The organism is Burkholderia sp. MSh2, from assembly GCF_000731655.1.
GTDB lineage: Bacteria > Pseudomonadota > Gammaproteobacteria > Burkholderiales > Burkholderiaceae > Burkholderia > Burkholderia paludis.
In genome coordinates, this window is sequence record NZ_JPGM01000073.1 from 36343 (window position 1) to 51767 (window position 15425).

General features: G+C 68.0%; 15 protein-coding genes. 11 read left to right on the forward strand and 4 right to left on the reverse strand.

The annotated features are described in order from the left end of the window. Positions 1 to 58 precede the first annotated feature (58 nt). Positions 59 to 853, forward strand: a complete 795-nt coding sequence (locus GQ57_RS32655) for an AraC family transcriptional regulator (protein ID WP_031402723.1) — start codon at positions 59 to 61, stop codon at positions 851 to 853. Positions 854 to 923: 70 nt separating this feature from the next. Here the strand turns inward: GQ57_RS32655 and GQ57_RS32660 are convergent, their stop codons facing one another. Continuing rightward, positions 924 to 1187 (reverse strand): hypothetical protein, encoded by a 264-nt coding sequence (locus GQ57_RS32660; protein WP_031402724.1) that lies wholly within the window; start codon positions 1185 to 1187, stop codon positions 924 to 926. Between the two features lie 286 nt (positions 1188 to 1473). After that, positions 1474 to 3366: a bifunctional sugar phosphate isomerase/epimerase/4-hydroxyphenylpyruvate dioxygenase family protein gene (locus tag GQ57_RS32665; protein WP_034200033.1), complete on the reverse strand. Its 1893-nt coding sequence runs from the start codon at positions 3364 to 3366 to the stop codon at positions 1474 to 1476. A 257-nt stretch (positions 3367 to 3623) separates the two neighbouring features. Between GQ57_RS32665 and aroQ the strand changes: the two genes are divergently transcribed. The 3 genes from aroQ to GQ57_RS32680 are packed head-to-tail and all read left to right on the forward strand — an operon-like array spanning position 3624 to position 6297. Beyond that, positions 3624 to 4079 carry a type II 3-dehydroquinate dehydratase gene (aroQ, locus tag GQ57_RS32670; RefSeq protein ID WP_031402726.1) on the forward strand — a complete coding sequence of 152 codons (456 nt, stop codon included), beginning with the start codon at positions 3624 to 3626 and terminating at the stop codon, positions 4077 to 4079. Next, a complete protein-coding gene (locus tag GQ57_RS32675; protein ID WP_031402727.1) occupies positions 4076 to 4930 on the forward strand; it encodes a shikimate dehydrogenase in 855 nt (284 codons plus the stop codon). Before aroQ ends, GQ57_RS32675 begins: the two co-directional genes overlap by 4 nt. 32 nt (positions 4931 to 4962) lie before the next feature. After that, a complete protein-coding gene (locus GQ57_RS32680) occupies positions 4963 to 6297 on the forward strand; it encodes an MFS transporter (RefSeq protein WP_031402728.1) in 1335 nt (444 codons plus the stop codon). A 112-nt stretch (positions 6298 to 6409) separates the two neighbouring features. On the opposite strand, the gene GQ57_RS32685 is transcribed toward GQ57_RS32680, so the two are convergent. Next, the gene (locus GQ57_RS32685; RefSeq protein WP_034200034.1) at positions 6410 to 7519 is read right to left on the reverse strand and encodes a 2-aminoethylphosphonate--pyruvate transaminase; all 1110 of its coding nucleotides are present in this window, start codon (positions 7517 to 7519) and stop codon (positions 6410 to 6412) included. Positions 7520 to 7821: 302 nt separating this feature from the next. Between GQ57_RS32685 and phnS the strand changes: the two genes are divergently transcribed. The 7 genes from phnS to GQ57_RS32720 are packed head-to-tail and all read left to right on the forward strand — an operon-like array spanning position 7822 to position 15107. Beyond that, positions 7822 to 8910 carry a 2-aminoethylphosphonate ABC transporter substrate-binding protein gene (gene phnS / locus GQ57_RS32690; RefSeq protein WP_031402730.1) on the forward strand — a complete coding sequence of 363 codons (1089 nt, stop codon included), beginning with the start codon at positions 7822 to 7824 and terminating at the stop codon, positions 8908 to 8910. A gap of 34 nt (positions 8911 to 8944) precedes the next feature. Continuing rightward, positions 8945 to 10048: a 2-aminoethylphosphonate ABC transport system ATP-binding subunit PhnT gene (phnT, locus tag GQ57_RS32695; RefSeq protein ID WP_031402731.1), complete on the forward strand. Its 1104-nt coding sequence runs from the start codon at positions 8945 to 8947 to the stop codon at positions 10046 to 10048. Continuing rightward, positions 10026 to 10946, forward strand: a complete 921-nt coding sequence (gene phnU / locus GQ57_RS32700) for a 2-aminoethylphosphonate ABC transporter permease subunit (RefSeq protein ID WP_034200035.1) — start codon at positions 10026 to 10028, stop codon at positions 10944 to 10946. Before phnT ends, phnU begins: the two co-directional genes overlap by 23 nt. Next, the gene (gene phnV / locus GQ57_RS32705; RefSeq protein WP_031402733.1) at positions 10936 to 11796 is read left to right on the forward strand and encodes a 2-aminoethylphosphonate ABC transport system, membrane component PhnV; all 861 of its coding nucleotides are present in this window, start codon (positions 10936 to 10938) and stop codon (positions 11794 to 11796) included. Before phnU ends, phnV begins: the two co-directional genes overlap by 11 nt. Next, positions 11793 to 13100: a phosphonoacetate hydrolase gene (gene phnA, locus GQ57_RS32710; protein ID WP_034200036.1), complete on the forward strand. Its 1308-nt coding sequence runs from the start codon at positions 11793 to 11795 to the stop codon at positions 13098 to 13100. The genes phnV and phnA overlap by 4 nt, the downstream gene beginning before the upstream one ends. Next, positions 13097 to 14551, forward strand: coding sequence for a phosphonoacetaldehyde dehydrogenase (phnY, locus tag GQ57_RS32715; RefSeq protein WP_034200037.1), 1455 nt, complete (start codon positions 13097 to 13099; stop codon positions 14549 to 14551). The genes phnA and phnY overlap by 4 nt, the downstream gene beginning before the upstream one ends. Before the next feature lie 4 nt (positions 14552 to 14555). Next, positions 14556 to 15107 carry a phosphonate degradation HD-domain oxygenase gene (locus GQ57_RS32720; RefSeq protein WP_034200038.1) on the forward strand — a complete coding sequence of 184 codons (552 nt, stop codon included), beginning with the start codon at positions 14556 to 14558 and terminating at the stop codon, positions 15105 to 15107. A 99-nt stretch (positions 15108 to 15206) separates the two neighbouring features. Here the strand turns inward: GQ57_RS32720 and GQ57_RS43970 are convergent. Next, positions 15207 to 15425 (reverse strand): hypothetical protein (locus GQ57_RS43970; protein ID WP_235215164.1); only part of this gene is annotated, 219 nt, incomplete at its 5' end.

Below are 15425 nucleotides of genomic sequence, written 5' to 3' on the forward strand. Positions count from 1 at the left end.
GACCGGAGGGGCGCTTCTATAATCGACGCCATCTGCCACTCGCACTGCGGTTGCCGGGATGACGACCTTGCTTGCCGTACCGCCCATGAGCCTGCCCGAACCGTTGCGCTACCAGCCCGAGAATGCCGATTTCGGCGCGATGCTCGCGCACTTCCGCCTGCTCGAACCGGTGTTCGATGCGCTGCCGGACGTCGCGTTCTTCGTGAAGGACGAGAGCGGCCGCTATGCGATCGTCAACCGTACGCTGGCGATGCGCTGCGGCTACAAGGACAAGCGCGACCTGCTCGGCAAGACGGCCGACGCGGTGTTTCCGCGCCGCTTCGGCCGCAGCTATTTCGAGCAGGACATGGCGACGATCAACGCCGGCCAGCAACTGACGGACCAGCTCGAACTGCACCTGTACCCGGGCCGCCAGCCGGGCTGGTGCCTGACCTGCAAGGAGCCGCTGCGCGACGCCGCGGGCAGGGTGGTCGGCCTGGCGGGCATTTCGCGCGACCTGAAGGCGCACGAGGGATCGCACCCGGCGTACAGCCGGCTCGCCGACGTGGTCCAGCACATCCAGGATCACTACGTGCAGCCGCTGAACCTGAAGCATCTCGCGCAGATGGCCGGGATGTCGGTTGCGCAGCTCGAACGCTACTTCCACAAGGTGTTCCATCTGACGCCGCGCCAGGTGCTGCTGAAGACGCGGCTCGATGCGGCCACCGCGCTGCTCGTCACGCACGACAAGGTGACCGATGTCGCCGCGCTATGCGGCTATACGGATCACAGCGCGTTCACGCGCCAGTTCAAGGCGACGGTCGGCGTGACGCCGACGGAATACCGGTTGATGCTGCAGGAGCGGGCAGGGTGACGCGACACGCCGCAAGGGCCGGCGCGTCGCAGGGATCGGGGTGTGGCGGGGAAACGGGGAAGCCGGCGGCTCAGCGGTAGCCGAGGCCTTTCAGGATGGCCGTGCCGTCCGCGGTCAGCCGGAAGCTCGGGGCCGTATCGGCGTCGAGCCTGACCATCTCGACGAGGCCGGCTTCCTGCAGCGCAGGCAGTTCGGGTTTGGCGTTCGCGCCGATCGGTGCGTGCAGCAGCACCAGCAGCGTCGCGATTTCATGATGACTGAGCAGGCGGCGCAGCATCGTCTTCTTTGCAGGGGGCGCGGCCTGGCGGCCCGCGGGTGCTTCTACGGCGCTCATCGCTTTCCTCCTTTTCAAGATAACCATCGGGTACTGGTTCCGGATGGTGCCGTCGAAGACTTAAGCGATTCTTAAAACCGCGGCGGGAGATGCGATGTTGCGCTGCGGTATGGGTTACGGGATGTAACGCCAGGCGTGGCGCGGCTCCCGGCCGATCCCGGCCAGCCGCGCGGGCCGGTACGCGGCGGCGATATTCACCATCATGGTGCATATTTGATCGGGCCCTTTGAAGCAATCGCGGGTCGCGAGGCAATCCGGCCCGGCTGCCCTGATTCGACTCCTTCCCTTATTTCCTGCGCTGCGCCTGCGCGGCGAGCCGCACGGCCGCGTTCGCCGCGCCGTACCCGTCGTATCCGCCGCGCCGTTCGACGATCTCGAGCGAGAAGCGGTTGTCGACCAGCTCCGTATAGGCGTGCAGGAATTCGCCGCCGTGTTCGTCGCGGTCGTACAGCAGGTGATGGGTGCTCAGCGTGTCGACGAGGGCGTCCGGCAGCGCGTAGCGGGCGGCGAGATCGTCGTAGTAGTTGGGCGGAATGCGCAGGAACGGGATGCCGTCGGCCACGAACGCGGCGATCGTCTTCACGATGTCGTCGGTGCGGAACGCGACGTGGTTCAGCCCGGTGCCGTGATAGCGGTCGAGCGACTCGGCCACCGCCGTGTGGCGGTCGACCGACGCGTTCAGCGCGATCCGCACCGAGCCGTCGGCGCTGCGCACCGCGCGGCTGCGCATCAGCCCGTACGGGTCCGGCACGAGCCAGCTGCGCTCGGCCTCGAAGCCGAACGCCGTCTTGAAGAACAGGATCCATGTGTCGAGCGCGTCGGCCGGCAGCGCGAGGCACACATGGTCGATGCCCGTCAGCGGGCCGACTTCGCTCGGGCCGTCGATATCGGTCAGCGCGAAGTCCGATTCATAAAGCGTCGGCGCGTTCGGCGCTTCGTCGACGAAATACTCGAGGCTGCCGTCCGGCGCCTGCACGCCCGGCAGCACGCGCTCGTTCGGTCCGACGCGGCCGGAGAACGGCGCATAGCCGAAGCCGGCCGCGCGCTCGAACGCGACGTTCGCGTCGTCCACGCGGAACGCCGATGCGCACAGCGACAGCCCGTGGCGCTGGAAGAAGGCATCGGCGAACGAGTCGCGCTCCGCGTTCAGCACGATCGATGCGGCGCCGTGCTGGAACAGCGTCACGTCCTTCGAGCGATGCCGGCCGGCGAGCCGGAAACGCATCCGGCCGAGCCATTCGCCGACGGTCGCCGCCGCCTGCGCGTCGACCGCGAACTCGATGAACTGGAACCCGACGTGCGCGGGCGGCGCCGGCGGTGCGAACAGCGGCTGGGTGGCGGCCGGCGCCCGGCCGTCCCGGGCGAGCCGTTCGCGCGTCAGTTCTTCCAGATAGAGCAGCGAGCGATGGCCGTCGGCGGCCGTGATCGCGGTCGGCGCCGCGCGGAAGCCGTCGTTGAAGATCTCGAGCGACAGCGGCCCCGTATAACCCGACTCGATCACGCGCGCGGTGAAGCGCGCGAGGTCGAAGTCGCCCTGGCCCGGGAACGAGCGGTAGTGGCGGCTCCATTCGAGCACGTCCATTGCGAGCTTCGGCGCGTCGGCGATCTGCACGAAGGCGATGCGGTCGCCGGGAATGTCGGCGATCGCGTCCGGCGAATCGTCGAGCGACAGCGTGTGGAAGCTGTCGAGCGCGAGGCCGAGATGCGGGCTGTTCACGGCGTTCACGAGCTTCCACGCATGGCCGTACCGCTTCACGACGCGGCCCCACGCGAGCGCTTCGTACGCGGCGATCACGCCGGCCTGCCGCGCGGCTTCCGCGAGCGCGCCTAGCTGGTCGACGAGCAGCCCGTCGTCCGCGATCGTATCCGCCGACACATTGCTGCACACGAGGATGCGATCGGCGCCGAGCGCGTGCATGACGTCGAATTTGCGCTTGATGCGGTCGAGGTTGCGGGCGAGCTGGGCGGCGCTCACACCCTCGAAGTCGCGAAACGGCTGGAACAGCACGATGTCGAGGCCGAGGTCGGCGGCCATGCGCCGGACGTCGGCCGGCGATCCGTCGAAGTAGACGAGGTCGTTCTCGAAGATTTCGACGCCGTCGAAGCCCGCGGCCTGGATGGCGGCGAGTTTCTCGGCGAGCGTGCCGGACAGTGACACGGTGGCGATCGAGCGCTGCATGGGCGAATCCTGCGGATGAGCGGGGCATGGCGCCGGTCGTGCGGGCCCTGAATGAACCAGTCGTTGAATTCCGTACGCGCGCCATATCCCGAATTTACTGGGCTGGTGATGCGTATTGTACAAACTAACTAGGTGGTACAAATTAGCGAAAACCCGAAAAGACAGCCTCCCTGCACGGGCGCACACTAGCGTCAAATTCCGATGTCTTCGGGGCGGAAACGGTCACGGTCCGCCCCTGTTTCAGGAGCAGAATCACCATGAGCAAGCACAAGGTGCTGGTGCTGAACGGCCCCAACCTGAATCTGCTGGGCACACGCGAGCCCCATATCTACGGCGCGGAAACGCTCGCCGATGTCGAGCAGCGCTGCCGCGCGGCGGCGGCGGGGCTCGGTCTGGAGATCGACTTCCGCCAGTCGAACGCCGAGCACCAGCTGATCGACTGGCTGCATGCCGCGCGTCACGACACGCACGGCATCGTGATCAACCCGGCCGCCTACACGCACACGTCGGTGGCGCTGGCCGATGCGCTTGCCGCGATCGCGAAGCCGGTGATCGAGGTGCATATCTCGAACGTGCACCGCCGCGAGGCGTTCCGTCACCATTCCTACGTGTCGGCGGTCGCCGAAGCCGTGATCTGCGGCTGCGGCACCGAGGGCTACGTGTTCGCGCTGCAGCGTCTGTCGACCCTGTTCGCGCAGGGAGCCGCACGATGAGCCGGCCGTCGTTTCTGATCGGCCTGATCGGCCAGGGCATCGGCGGGTCGCTGTCGCCGGCGATGCACGAGGAAGAAGGATTCCGCCAGGGGTTCGGCTATGTCTATCGGCGCATCGATCTCGATGCGCTTGGCGTGACGGTCGATGCGCTGCCGCAGTTGCTCGATGCCGCGCAGCGGCTGGGCTACAACGGCCTGAACATCACGCACCCGTGCAAGCAGCGCGTGATCGAATACCTCGACGCGCTGTCGGACGACGCGCGCGCGCTGGGCGCGGTGAACACCGTGCTGTTCAAGGACGGCAAGCGGATCGGTCACAACACCGACTGGTCGGGTTTCGCGAAAGCGTTCGGCCGCGGGTTGCCCGGCGCGTCGCTCGAGCGTGTCGTGCAGCTCGGCGCGGGCGGCGCGGGCGCGGCCGTCGCGCACGCGGCGCTGCAGATGGGGGCGGCCGGGCTGACGGTCTTCGATGTCGACGGCGCGCGGGCCGCCGCGCTCGCGGACGAGCTGCAGTCGCGTTTCCCCGCGGCGCGGGTCGTCGCGGGCGGCGATCTCGCGGGCGCGATGCGCGCCGCGACGGGCCTGATCCACGCGACGCCGACCGGGATGGTCAAGCATCCGGGCCTGCCGTTGCCGGCCGAATTGCTCCATGCGGGCATGTGGGTGGCCGACATCGTGTATTTCCCGCTCGAAACCGAACTGCTCCGCGCCGCGCGCGCGGCCGGCTGCGCCACGTTGCCGGGCGGCGGGATGGCGGTCTACCAGGCCGTCGATGCGTTCGAACTGTTCACCGGACGCACGCCCGACGCCGAGCGGATGTTCGGGCACTTTCAGTCGCTCGTCACGCGCTGACCCCATCCAGAAAGAGAGACCAGGAGACGACCATGCAGCACACCACCCACACGAGCGCCGCGCCGGCGCAGGCGGCCGGCACGGTCCGGCGCACCTCGGCGCGTTACAGGATTCTCGCGCTGCTCGCGATCGGCACGATGATCAACTATCTCGACCGCACCGTGCTGGGGGTGGCTGCGCCGCAGCTCACCAGGGAGCTCGGCATCAACGCGGCCGTGATGGGCATCATGTTTTCCGCGTTTTCGTGGACCTACGTGGCCGCCCAGGTGCCCGGCGGCCTGTTCCTCGACCGCTTCGGCAGCAAGATCACCTATTACTGGTCGATGACGCTGTGGTCGCTGTGCACATTCCTGCAGGGCTTCGTGCCCGGCGTCGCGACGCTGCTCGCGTGCCGTCTCGGTCTCGGCGTCGCGGAAGCGCCGTGCTTCCCGACCAACAGCCGGGTCGTCGCCACCTGGTTTCCGCAGAACGAGCGCGCGATGGCGACGGGAACCTATACCGTCGGCGAGTACATCGGCCTCGCGTTCTTCAGCCCCGTGCTGTTCGCGCTGATGGGCGCGTTCGGCTGGCGCTCGCTGTTCTGGGTCGTCGGCACGGTCGGCATCGTGTTCGGCTTCGTCTGGTGGAAGTTTTATCACGAGCCGCGCAACCATCCGGCCGCGAATTCCGAGGAACTCGCGTATATCGAGGCGGGCGGCGGCCTCGTGCACGGCGTGCGCAAGGACGGCGGCAAGGGCAGGCAGACGTCGTTCAGCTGGGCGATGGCCGGCCGGCTGCTGAAGAAGCGCCAGCTTGCGGGCATCTGCCTCGGCCAGTTCGCCGGCAATTCGACGCTCGTCTTCTTCCTGACCTGGTTCCCGACCTACCTCGCCACCGAGCGCCACATGGGCTGGCTGAAGATCGGCTTCTTCGCGGTGATGCCGTTCATCGCCGCGTCCGTCGGCGTGATGTTCGGCGGCTTCTTCTCCGACTGGCTGCTGCGCCGCGGCAAGTCCGCGAACCTCGCGCGCAAGCTGCCGATCATCGCCGGCCTGCTGCTCGCGTCGACGATCATTCTCGCGAACTACGTGCAGAGCAACGAAGCCGTGATCGCGATCATGTCGGTCGCCTTCTTCGCGCAGGGGATGGCCGCGCTAGGCTGGACGCTCGTGTCCGACATCGCGCCGGACGGCCTGCTCGGCGTCACGGGCGGTATCTTCAACTTCGCGGCGAACCTCGCGGGAATCGTCACGCCGCTCGTCGTCGGCTTCATCGTCGCGTCGACCGGTTCGTTCGTCGGCGCGCTCGTGTTCATCGGCGTGATCGCGCTGGTCGGCGCGCTGTCGTACATCTTCGTCGTCGGCGACATCAAGCGGATCGAGCTGTAGGCGTCGCTTCCACGCACGTCTCGTGCGTTGGCCCGGCGGCCGAAGGGCCGCCGGGCTTTTTTGTCGGTGCGCCGCCCGGCGTGCCGGTCCGTACTCCGGGTCGCGCGCGGCTTCAGGCGCGCTGCACGGCGATGCCGAGCGATTCGACCGCCCGCGCGATCGCGGCGACCGCGCGCCGGATATCGTTCGCGTCGATCGCGCCGATGCAGCCGACGCGGAACGTCTCGAGCTGCGTGAGCTTGCCCGGATACAGGATGAAGCCCGCGTCGCGCACCGCGTCGTAGAAGCGGCGGAAATCGTAGGCCGGATGGGCGGGCGCGTGGAACGTGACGATCACCGGCGCCTGCACGCTCGCGTCGAGGAACGGCGCGAAGCCGAGCGCGCGCATCGATTCGACCAGCGTCCGGCAGTTGTCGGCATAGCGCGCGCCGCGCGCCGGCTGGCCGCCTTCGGCGAGGTACTGGTCGAGCGCGGCGCGCAGTGCGGCGATCACGTGCGTCGGCGGCGTGAAGCGCCACTGGCCCGTCTTGCGCAGGTACGCGTACTGATCGTGAAGATCGAGCGCGAGCGACGGCGAGTTGCCTTCGCTCGCGTCGAGCGCGTCGCGCCGCACGATCGCGAATCCCATCCCCGGTACGCCTTCGAGGCATTTGCCGCTGGCCGAGATCAGCGCGTCGATGCCGCTGTCCGCCAGTGCGATCGGCAGCGCGCCGAACGAACTCATCGCATCGACGATCAGCCGCTTGCCGTGACGCCGGCACACGGCGGCGATCGCGTCGAGCGGGTTCAGGATGCCGGCGCTCGTCTCCAGATGCACCTGCGCGACGTGCGTGATGCGCGGCTCGCGCGCGAACGCGGCTTCGATCGCGGCCGGATCGACGGCTGCGTCCTCGCCGAACGGCAACGCGATCGCTTCGATGCCGAGCCGGCCGAGGATCTTCAGGATGCGCGCGCAGTACGCGCCGTTGTCGGGCACGAGCACCACGCCGTCGCGCGGCACCAGCGTGCCGAGCGCGGCCTCGACCGAGAACGTGCCGCTGCCCTGCATCGGCACGCACACGTACTCGCCGCCGCCGTGCGCGATGGCGACGAGATCCGCGCAGACGCTGGCCGTCAGTTGATTGAAAGCGGCATCCCAAGAGCCCCAGTCATGTTGCATTGCGTGGCGGGTCGTGGCGGACGTGGTGAGCGGGCCGGGCGTGAGAAGGATCGGATCGGACATGGTTTTTCCTTGCAAAGGTAGGACGAAACACCGGGCGGCATTTCTGAATGGCTTGCATGATATTGGCAAAATGTGTCATTTTTTGGAAATTGTGGGAATCGTCACGGGTTTGTCATCGAACGCTGTGATCCTTCGCTTGCCGCGAGAAACCACCCACTGCGCGGCAGCGAGGCGAGGCCGGTTGTCGGCCTGCCCGGATAACAGGCCTTGCACGGGGCAGGAGTCGGCGCCGAAGCGCCAGCTCCGGCCGACAGAGCCGGTGTGCCCCCGGCCATTTGGTGTTCCGCCTACGGAGAAGTGAGATGACACTGCAGAAATCCTCGCGCGCCGCTGCCGGCGCGTTCCGCAAGCTTGCGCTGGCCGCCAGCGTCGCCGGCCTGATGGGCGCCGCGTTGCCCGCGCACGCGGCGAGCGCGGTCGTGCTCTATACGGCAGACGGCCTCGAGAATCTCTATCGCGATGTGCTGCCGGCGTTCGAGAAGAAGGAAGGCGTCAAGGTCAACATCGTGACGGCAGGCAGCGGCGAGGTCGTGAACCGCGCGAACATCGAGAAGAATTCCCCGAAGGCGGACGTGATCGTCACGCTGCCGCCGTTCATCCAGCAAGCTGGCCAGATGGGCCTGCTGCAGCCGTACCAGAGCGTGAACTACAAGAACGTGCCGGCCATCGCGAAGGCCGAGGACGGTACGTGGGCGACGTTCGTGAACAACTACTTCTCGTTCGCGATCAACCCGGACGTCGTGAAGAGCCAGCCGAAGACGTTCGCCGACCTGCTGTCGCCGGCCTACGCCGGCAAGGTCGCGTACTCGAACCCGGCCACGGCCGGCGACGGCATGGCCGTGCTGATCCTGACGACTTCGCTGATGGGCGAGGACAAGGCGTTCGACTACCTCGCGAAGCTGTCGCAGAGCGTGAAGTTCCATACGAAGGGCACCGGTTACCTGAACGTGCTGCTGTCGCGTAACGAGATCAGCGTCGCGAACGGCGACCTGCAGATGGATCTCGACGACGCGGAACACGGCGCGCTGTCCGTCAAGCCGATCTTCCTGGCCGCGAAGGACGGCGACCAGCCGACCACGTTCCAGCTCCCGTACGGCATCGGCCTGATCAAGAGCGGCCCGAACCAGGACGTGGGCAAGAAGCTGATCGACTACCTGATGTCGACGGACGTGCAGTCGAAGGTGCCGGACATGTTCGGCATCCCGGGCCGCACCGACGTGCCGCTGACGGGCAAGAACGGCGAGGCGGTCAAGAAGGCGATTGCCGGCGTGAAGCTGATTCCGGTCGACTGGTCCCAGGTGATGGCGAAGAAGCCGGTGTGGATCGAGCGCTGGAAGAAGGACGTGATCGGCAGCTCGGGCAAGCAGCTCGACGTCGTCAAGCCGAAGTGATCGGCGCGCGCCGCCTGTATTCGTGAGCAAGAGGATGAACCCGGTGGAAACCGCCCTGACCCATCCCGGCGCATTCGGCGCCGCCGAACCGCAAGCGACGCTGCGGTCCGGCGCGCCGGGCGGCGTGCAGATCGAACACCTGAGCGTGCGCTACGGCGCACGCACGGTGCTGGAAGATTTGTCGCTGTCCATCGGCGCCGGTGAATTTCTGACCGTGCTCGGCAAGAGCGGCTGCGGCAAGACCACGCTGCTGCGTTTCATCGCCGGGTTCGTGAAGGCCGACGGCCTGACCGGCACGCTGACCGTGGCCGGACGCGACCTGACCTATGCGCCGCCGCACAAGCGCAATCTCGGCCTGCTGTTCCAGAACTACGCGCTGTTCCCGCACCTGTCGGTGTTCGAGAACGTCGCATTCGGGCTGCGCGCACGCGGCATGGCGTCGTCGGAAGTGACGCGCCGCGTCGCCGACGCGCTGAAGCTCGTGCAGCTCGGCGACGCGGGCCATCATCTGCCCGCGCAACTGTCGGGCGGGATGCAGCAGCGCGTCGCGCTGGCACGCGCGCTCGTGATCGAGCCGGACGTGCTGCTGCTCGACGAGCCGCTGTCGGCGCTCGACGCCAACCTGCGCGCGTCGGTGCGCAGCGAACTGAAGGCGCTGCACGAGCGCCTGCCGAACCTGACCGTCGTCTGCGTGACGCACGACCGCGACGACGCGCTCGTGCTGTCCGACCGCGCGCTGCTGATGCGCGACGGCCACATCGCGCAGCTCGGCACGCCGCAGCAGTTGTACGACGCGCCGCGTGACGGCTACGTCGCCCGCTATCTCGGCCCCGCGAACCTGCTGCCGCCGCACGTGATCTTCCCGCTAGGCGATCCGCGCCACGAAGTGCGCGGCAAGGTGGCCTGCGTGCGCCCCGAGCGCCTGACCGTGATGCCGCCCGCCGCGGGCGGGCTGCACGGCACGGTGTCGTCGGTCGAATGGCAGGGCGCGGACCTGTCGATCGCGGTCACGATCGATGCGGCGCCCGACGAGCCCGTGCGCGTGACGATGCAACGCGGCCGCGGCGCGGCCCCCGAGCGCGGTGCGCGCGTTTCCCTGCATTGCGAGGCAGACGATGTCGTCCTTATCGAGCCCTGAAGCCGGCCTGCCGCCGCACGTGCTTGCGTCGGCCGCCGCACATGCCGCCGCCGCGCGCCGCCGCAAGCGCATGGGCGACCTGCACCTCGCCGCGCTTGCGATCGTCGTGCTCGGCCCGCTCGTCGTCTATCCGCTGGTGCGGCTGGTGCTGCTGAGCGTGTCGGGCGATCACGGGCTGAGCCTGGCCGCGTACCGCACGTTCTTCGGCAACCCCGATACGCGCGACGTGCTGGTGATGACGCTCGGCGTGCTGTTCGCGAGCGCCGGCACGGCCTCCGTGCTCGGCGTGCTGCTGGCCGCGCTGCTGTTCTTCAAGCCGTTTCCCGGCGCGTCGCTCGTCACGCGCTTCCTGGAGCTGTACGTCGCGTTCCCGTCGTTCCTGGTCGCGTTCACGCTGATTTTCCTGTACGGCTCGCAAGGGTCGATCAGCATCGCGCTGCAGCACCTGTTCCACCTGGAGGAGCCGCCGCTGAACTTCCTGTTCGGCATCGGCGGCGTGATTCTCGCGCAGACCGTGTTCTATACGCCGTTCGTCGTGCGGCCGACGCTCGCGTCGTTCGCCACGCTCGACCTGCGGCTGATCGAAGCCGCGCGCAGCCTCGGCGCGTCCGGCTGGATGCTCGCGCGCCGCGTCGTGCTGCCGATCGCGTGGCCGGGCATCGCCGCGGGCACCGTGCTGTGCTTCCTGCTGACGCTGAACGAGTTCGGGATTCTGCTCGTGCTGGGCAGCGCGCGGCTCGTTACGCTGCCGGTCGCGATCTACAGCAGCGCGACCGTCGACCTCGATTTGCCGACCGCGTCGGCCGGCGCGGTCGTGATGCTGGCGTTGTCGCTGGCGCTTTATGCGGTTTATCGCCGGGTGAACCGGCGTGCGACGGGAGGGAACGATGGCCGCTGAATTCCGTATCGGGCAAGCCGTGCCGCGCCACCGGATCGGCTGGAGCGACACGCTGCTCAAACATGCGTCGCGCGTGGCGCTCGCGCTGGCCGCGTTCGCGTGCTTCTGGTTGTTCGTGCTGCCCGTCGTCGTCGTTGCGCTGTCGAGCGTGTCGACGCAGTGGTCGGGCACGATTCTGCCGGCCGGCTACAGCCTGCGCTGGTTCGAGCGGCTCGGGTCGCCGGAATACGATGCGCTGCTGACGAGCCTCGAGATCGGCTTCGGCGTGTCGGCGTTCGGCACGATGCTCGGGCTGTGGCTCGCGCTTGCGCTCGAAGGGCGCGACCGGCGCGGCCTGGGCGCGGTGGTCGACGCGCTGGTGATGGTGCCGAACGGCGTGCCGAGCGTGGTGCTCGGGCTGGCGGTGCTGATTGCGTATCACCAGAAGCCGCTCGACCTGTCGAGCTCGGCGGCGATCGTCGTGCTCGTGCAGCTCGCGCTGATCCTGCCGTTCTGCTATCGCTGCGCGGCCGCCGCGCTGCGGCCGGAGTTGACCGTGCTGCGCGAAGCGGCGGCGAGCCTCGGCGCGCCGCCCGCGATGGTGCTGCGCCGCGTGCTGCTGCCGCAGCTCGTGCCGGCGCTGCGCGCGAGCCTCGCGCTCGGTTTCGCGCTGTCGCTCGGCGAGCTCGGCGCGACGCTGACGGTTTATCCGCCCGGCTTCGCGACCGTGCCGATCGTCGTGATCGGTCAGGTGGAGCGGGGGTATTACCTTCCGGCATCGGCGCTGTCGCTGCTGATGCTCGGCGCGTCGCTCGCGGCGCTGCTGCTGATCGCCGCGCGTGTGCCGCGCGGCAAGCGGGCGGCATCATGAACGCCGCGTTCGCATTGCGCCAGCCCGGCGAAGCGGGCGCGACCGGCGCATCGACGGAGCTTGCGGGACGTTCCGTCGACGTCAACGGCCGGCATTACCGGCTGCCGATCGAACCGACCGTCGTCGTCTGCGTCGACGGCTGCGAGTACGACTACCTCGAACGTGCCGTGGAAGCGGGCGTCGCGCCGTTCATCGGCCGGATGATCGCGGAAGGCACGGCCTGGCGCGCCGATTGTGTCGTGCCGACCTTCACCAACCCGAACAACCTGTCGATCGTCTGCGGCGTGCCGCCGTCGGTCCACGGGATCTGCGGCAACTATTTCTGGGATCCGGCCGCCGACGGCGGGCGCGGTGCCGAAGTGATGATGAACGACCCGGCCTACCTGCGGGCCGGCACGCTGCTCGCGGCGGCGTCCGACGCCGGTGCGCGGGTGGCCGTCGTGACCGCGAAGGACAAGCTGCGCCGGCTGCTCGGCTGGCAGCTGAACGGCATCTGCTTCTCCGCCGAGAAGGCCGCGCAGGCGAATCTCGCCGAAAACGGCATCGTCGACGTGCTCGACTGGGTCGGCCTGCCGTCGCCGGACGTCTACAGCGCGGCGCTGTCCGAGTTCGTGTTCGCGGCCGGCGTGCGGCTTGCGCAGACGCGCCAGGTCGACCTGATGTACCTGTCGACCACCGACTACGTGCAGCACAAGTGCGAGCCCGGCAGTGCCGGCGCGAACGCGTTCTACGCGATGATGGACGGCTATCTCGCGCAGCTCGACGCGCTCGGCTGGGCGATCGGGCTCACGGCCGACCACGGGATGAATGCGAAGCACGATCCCGCGACGGGCCGGCCGAACGTGATCTACCTGCAGGATGCGTTCGACGGCTGGTACGGCGCGCAGGCGGCGCGCGTGATCCTGCCGATTACCGATCCGTACGTCGTGCACCATGGCGCGCTGGGTTCGTTTGCGACGATCTACCTGGCTACGGGCGTCGACCGGGCCGAGGCGATGTGGCGCGTGGGCGGCCTCGACGGCGTCGAGCTCGTGCTCGACAACGCGGAAGCCGCCGCACGCTTCGAATTGCCGGCCGACCGGATCGGCGATCTCGTCGTGATCGGACGCCGCGACATGACGCTCGGCACGCGCGAGCGCGAACACGACCTGTCGGGCCTCACGGTGCCGTTGCGCTCGCATGGCGGCGTGTCGGAGCAGGAAGTGCCGCTGTTGTTCAATCGCCGTATCGAGCGGGACGATCCCGCGCGTCGCCCGCGCAACTTCGACGTGTTCGATTTCGTGCTGAACCGGGTCGCGACATGATGGCTCATCCCCGACACGATCACCCGGCGTTCCGCGCCGAAACGCTACGCTGGTGCGGCACGCGCGCGGCGCGCGAACGCACGCTCGACGTCATGGACCCTTACACGGGCACGCGCGTCGGGACGGCGCCGCTGGCAAGCGTCGACGACGTGCGCGCGGCGTTCGACTACGCGATGGCGTACCGGCCGACGCTGACGCGCTACGAGCGTTCGCAGATCCTCGAGCGTGCGGCCGCGCTGCTGCGCGAGCGTACCGAGGAAGCGTCCGACCTGATCACGCTCGAATCGGGGCTGTCGAAACAGGATTCGCGCTACGAGATCGGCCGGGTTGCCGACGTGCTGAAGTTCGCGGCGGTCGAGGCGTTGCGCGACGACGCGCAAAGCTTCTCGTGCGACCTGACGCCCCACGGCAAGGCACGGCGCGTGTTCTCGCAGCGGCAGCCCCTCGACGGGGTGATCGTCGCGATTACCCCGTTCAATCATCCGATGAACCAGGTGGCGCACAAGATCGCGCCGGCGATCGCGACCAACAACCGGGTGATCGTGAAGCCGTCCGAGAAGGTGCCGCTGTCGGCGTTCTATCTGGCCGACCTGCTGTACGAGGCGGGGTTGCCGGAGCCGATGCTGCAGGTGCTGACCGGCGATCCGCGCGAGATCGCGGACGAGCTCGTCACCCATCCGCATGCGTCGCTGATTACATTTACGGGCGGCGTGGCGATCGGCAAGGCCATCGCCGCGCGGGCCGGCTACCGCCGCATCGTGCTGGAACTGGGCGGCAACGATCCGCTGATCGTCCTCGAGGATGCGAATCTCGAGCGCGCGGCGTCGCTGGCGGTGCTCGGGTCGTACCGGAATTCGGGCCAGCGCTGTACGGCCGTCAAGCGCATGCTGGTGCAGCGCTCGATCGCGCCCGCCTTCACCGAGTTGCTGGTCGAGAAGACGCGCGCATGGAAATACGGCGATCCGTTCGATCCCGCGAACGAAATGGGCACGGTGATCGACGAAGAGGCGGCGCGGCTGTTCGAGGCGCGGGTCGGGGAGGCGGTCGCGCAGGGCGCGCGCCTGCTGACCGGCAACGTGCGGCGCGGCGCGCTGTATGCGCCGACCGTGCTCGACAACGTCGATCCGTCGATGACGATCGTGCGCGAGGAGACTTTCGGCCCCGTTTCGCCGGTGATCACGTTCGACACGATCGACGACGCGATCCGCATCAGCAACGGCACGGCGTTCGGGCTGTCGTCGGGGGTCTGTACGGACAGCACGGCGGCGGTCGTGCGGTTCGTGAACGAGCTGAACGTCGGTACGGTGAATGTGTGGGAAGTACCCGGATACCGGATCGAGCTGTCGCCGTTCGGCGGGATCAAGGATTCCGGGCTCGGTTACAAGGAAGGCGTGCAGGAGGCGATGAAGAGCTTCACGAACCTGAAGACGTTCTCGCTGCCTTGGGAGTAGACGAATGGCATTGACGGTGGAAGAGATCCACGGGCTGTATCGCGAGCATGGCCATGTGGCCTATAGCGGCGAGCCGGTCACGCAACTCGAACATGCGCTGCAGAGCGGCTTGCTGGCGGAAGAGGCGGGCGCCGGCGAGGCGCTGGTCGCGGCGGCCTTTCTGCACGATCTCGGTCATCTGCTGAATCGCCAGGGTGAAACGCCGAGCGCGCGCGGGATCGACGATCTGCATCAGTACTATGTGCTGCCGTTTCTGCGGCCGCTGTTTTCCGACGCGGTGCTGGAGCCGATCCGGCTGCACGTCGACGCGAAGCGCTGCCTGTGCCGCACGGACGCCGGCTACTTCGAGAGCCTGTCGCCGGATTCGGTGCGCAGCCTCGCGCTGCAGGGCGGCGTCTTCAGCGAGGAGGAGACGGCGGCGTTCCTGCAGCGCCCGTTCGCGGCGGACGCACTGCGTCTGCGCCGCTGGGACGATACGGCGAAGGAGGAAGGCAAGACGACGCCGGATCTCGATCACTATATGGAGATCGTCGCGCGCCAGGCGCGCGCGGCCTGACGGTTCGGCCTCGTCTTTATGAAGCCCCGCACGCGGCAGCGTGCGGGGCTTCATATTTTTTGAGAAACCCCTTGCGCGATTCGAGGCAGGTACCTACAATCACGCCTCTTTCGCGCTAACGGAAACACGGCGCGGAAGGGGAAGCGAAGCTGGTGGTGTGCTGCAGTCCGGAGTGCGCAACTGGCCCAGGAAGTTGAACCCCGCAGTCGCAACGAAGCAGTAAAAAAGTTGTTGACGAGCTGCGAAACACGGTTCATAATCTCGCTTCTCTGCTGCTGAAAACGCAGCGCTGCTGAGAAACACGAAGTTCCTCGCAGA

Excerpts from the sequence above, each read along its gene's own strand:
- GQ57_RS32675 (WP_031402727.1), top strand. The coding sequence starts at position 4,076 with ATGAGCCGGCCGTCGTTTCTGATCGGCCTGATCGGCCAGGGCATCGGC.
- phnA (WP_034200036.1), top strand. The coding sequence starts at position 11,793 with ATGAACGCCGCGTTCGCATTGCGCCAGCCCGGCGAAGCGGGCGCGACC.
- GQ57_RS32665 (WP_034200033.1), bottom strand. The coding sequence starts at position 3,366 with ATGCAGCGCTCGATCGCCACCGTGTCACTGTCCGGCACGCTCGCCGAG.
- aroQ (WP_031402726.1), top strand. The coding sequence starts at position 3,624 with ATGAGCAAGCACAAGGTGCTGGTGCTGAACGGCCCCAACCTGAATCTG.
- GQ57_RS32720 (WP_034200038.1), top strand. The coding sequence starts at position 14,556 with ATGGCATTGACGGTGGAAGAGATCCACGGGCTGTATCGCGAGCATGGC.
- phnY (WP_034200037.1), top strand. The coding sequence starts at position 13,097 with ATGATGGCTCATCCCCGACACGATCACCCGGCGTTCCGCGCCGAAACG.
- GQ57_RS32660 (WP_031402724.1), bottom strand. The coding sequence starts at position 1,187 with ATGAGCGCCGTAGAAGCACCCGCGGGCCGCCAGGCCGCGCCCCCTGCA.
- GQ57_RS32685 (WP_034200034.1), bottom strand. The coding sequence starts at position 7,519 with ATGTCCGATCCGATCCTTCTCACGCCCGGCCCGCTCACCACGTCCGCC.
- phnT (WP_031402731.1), top strand. The coding sequence starts at position 8,945 with ATGAACCCGGTGGAAACCGCCCTGACCCATCCCGGCGCATTCGGCGCC.
- phnS (WP_031402730.1), top strand. The coding sequence starts at position 7,822 with ATGACACTGCAGAAATCCTCGCGCGCCGCTGCCGGCGCGTTCCGCAAG.
- GQ57_RS32680 (WP_031402728.1), top strand. The coding sequence starts at position 4,963 with ATGCAGCACACCACCCACACGAGCGCCGCGCCGGCGCAGGCGGCCGGC.
- phnV (WP_031402733.1), top strand. The coding sequence starts at position 10,936 with ATGGCCGCTGAATTCCGTATCGGGCAAGCCGTGCCGCGCCACCGGATC.
- phnU (WP_034200035.1), top strand. The coding sequence starts at position 10,026 with ATGTCGTCCTTATCGAGCCCTGAAGCCGGCCTGCCGCCGCACGTGCTT.
- GQ57_RS32655 (WP_031402723.1), top strand. The coding sequence starts at position 59 with ATGACGACCTTGCTTGCCGTACCGCCCATGAGCCTGCCCGAACCGTTG.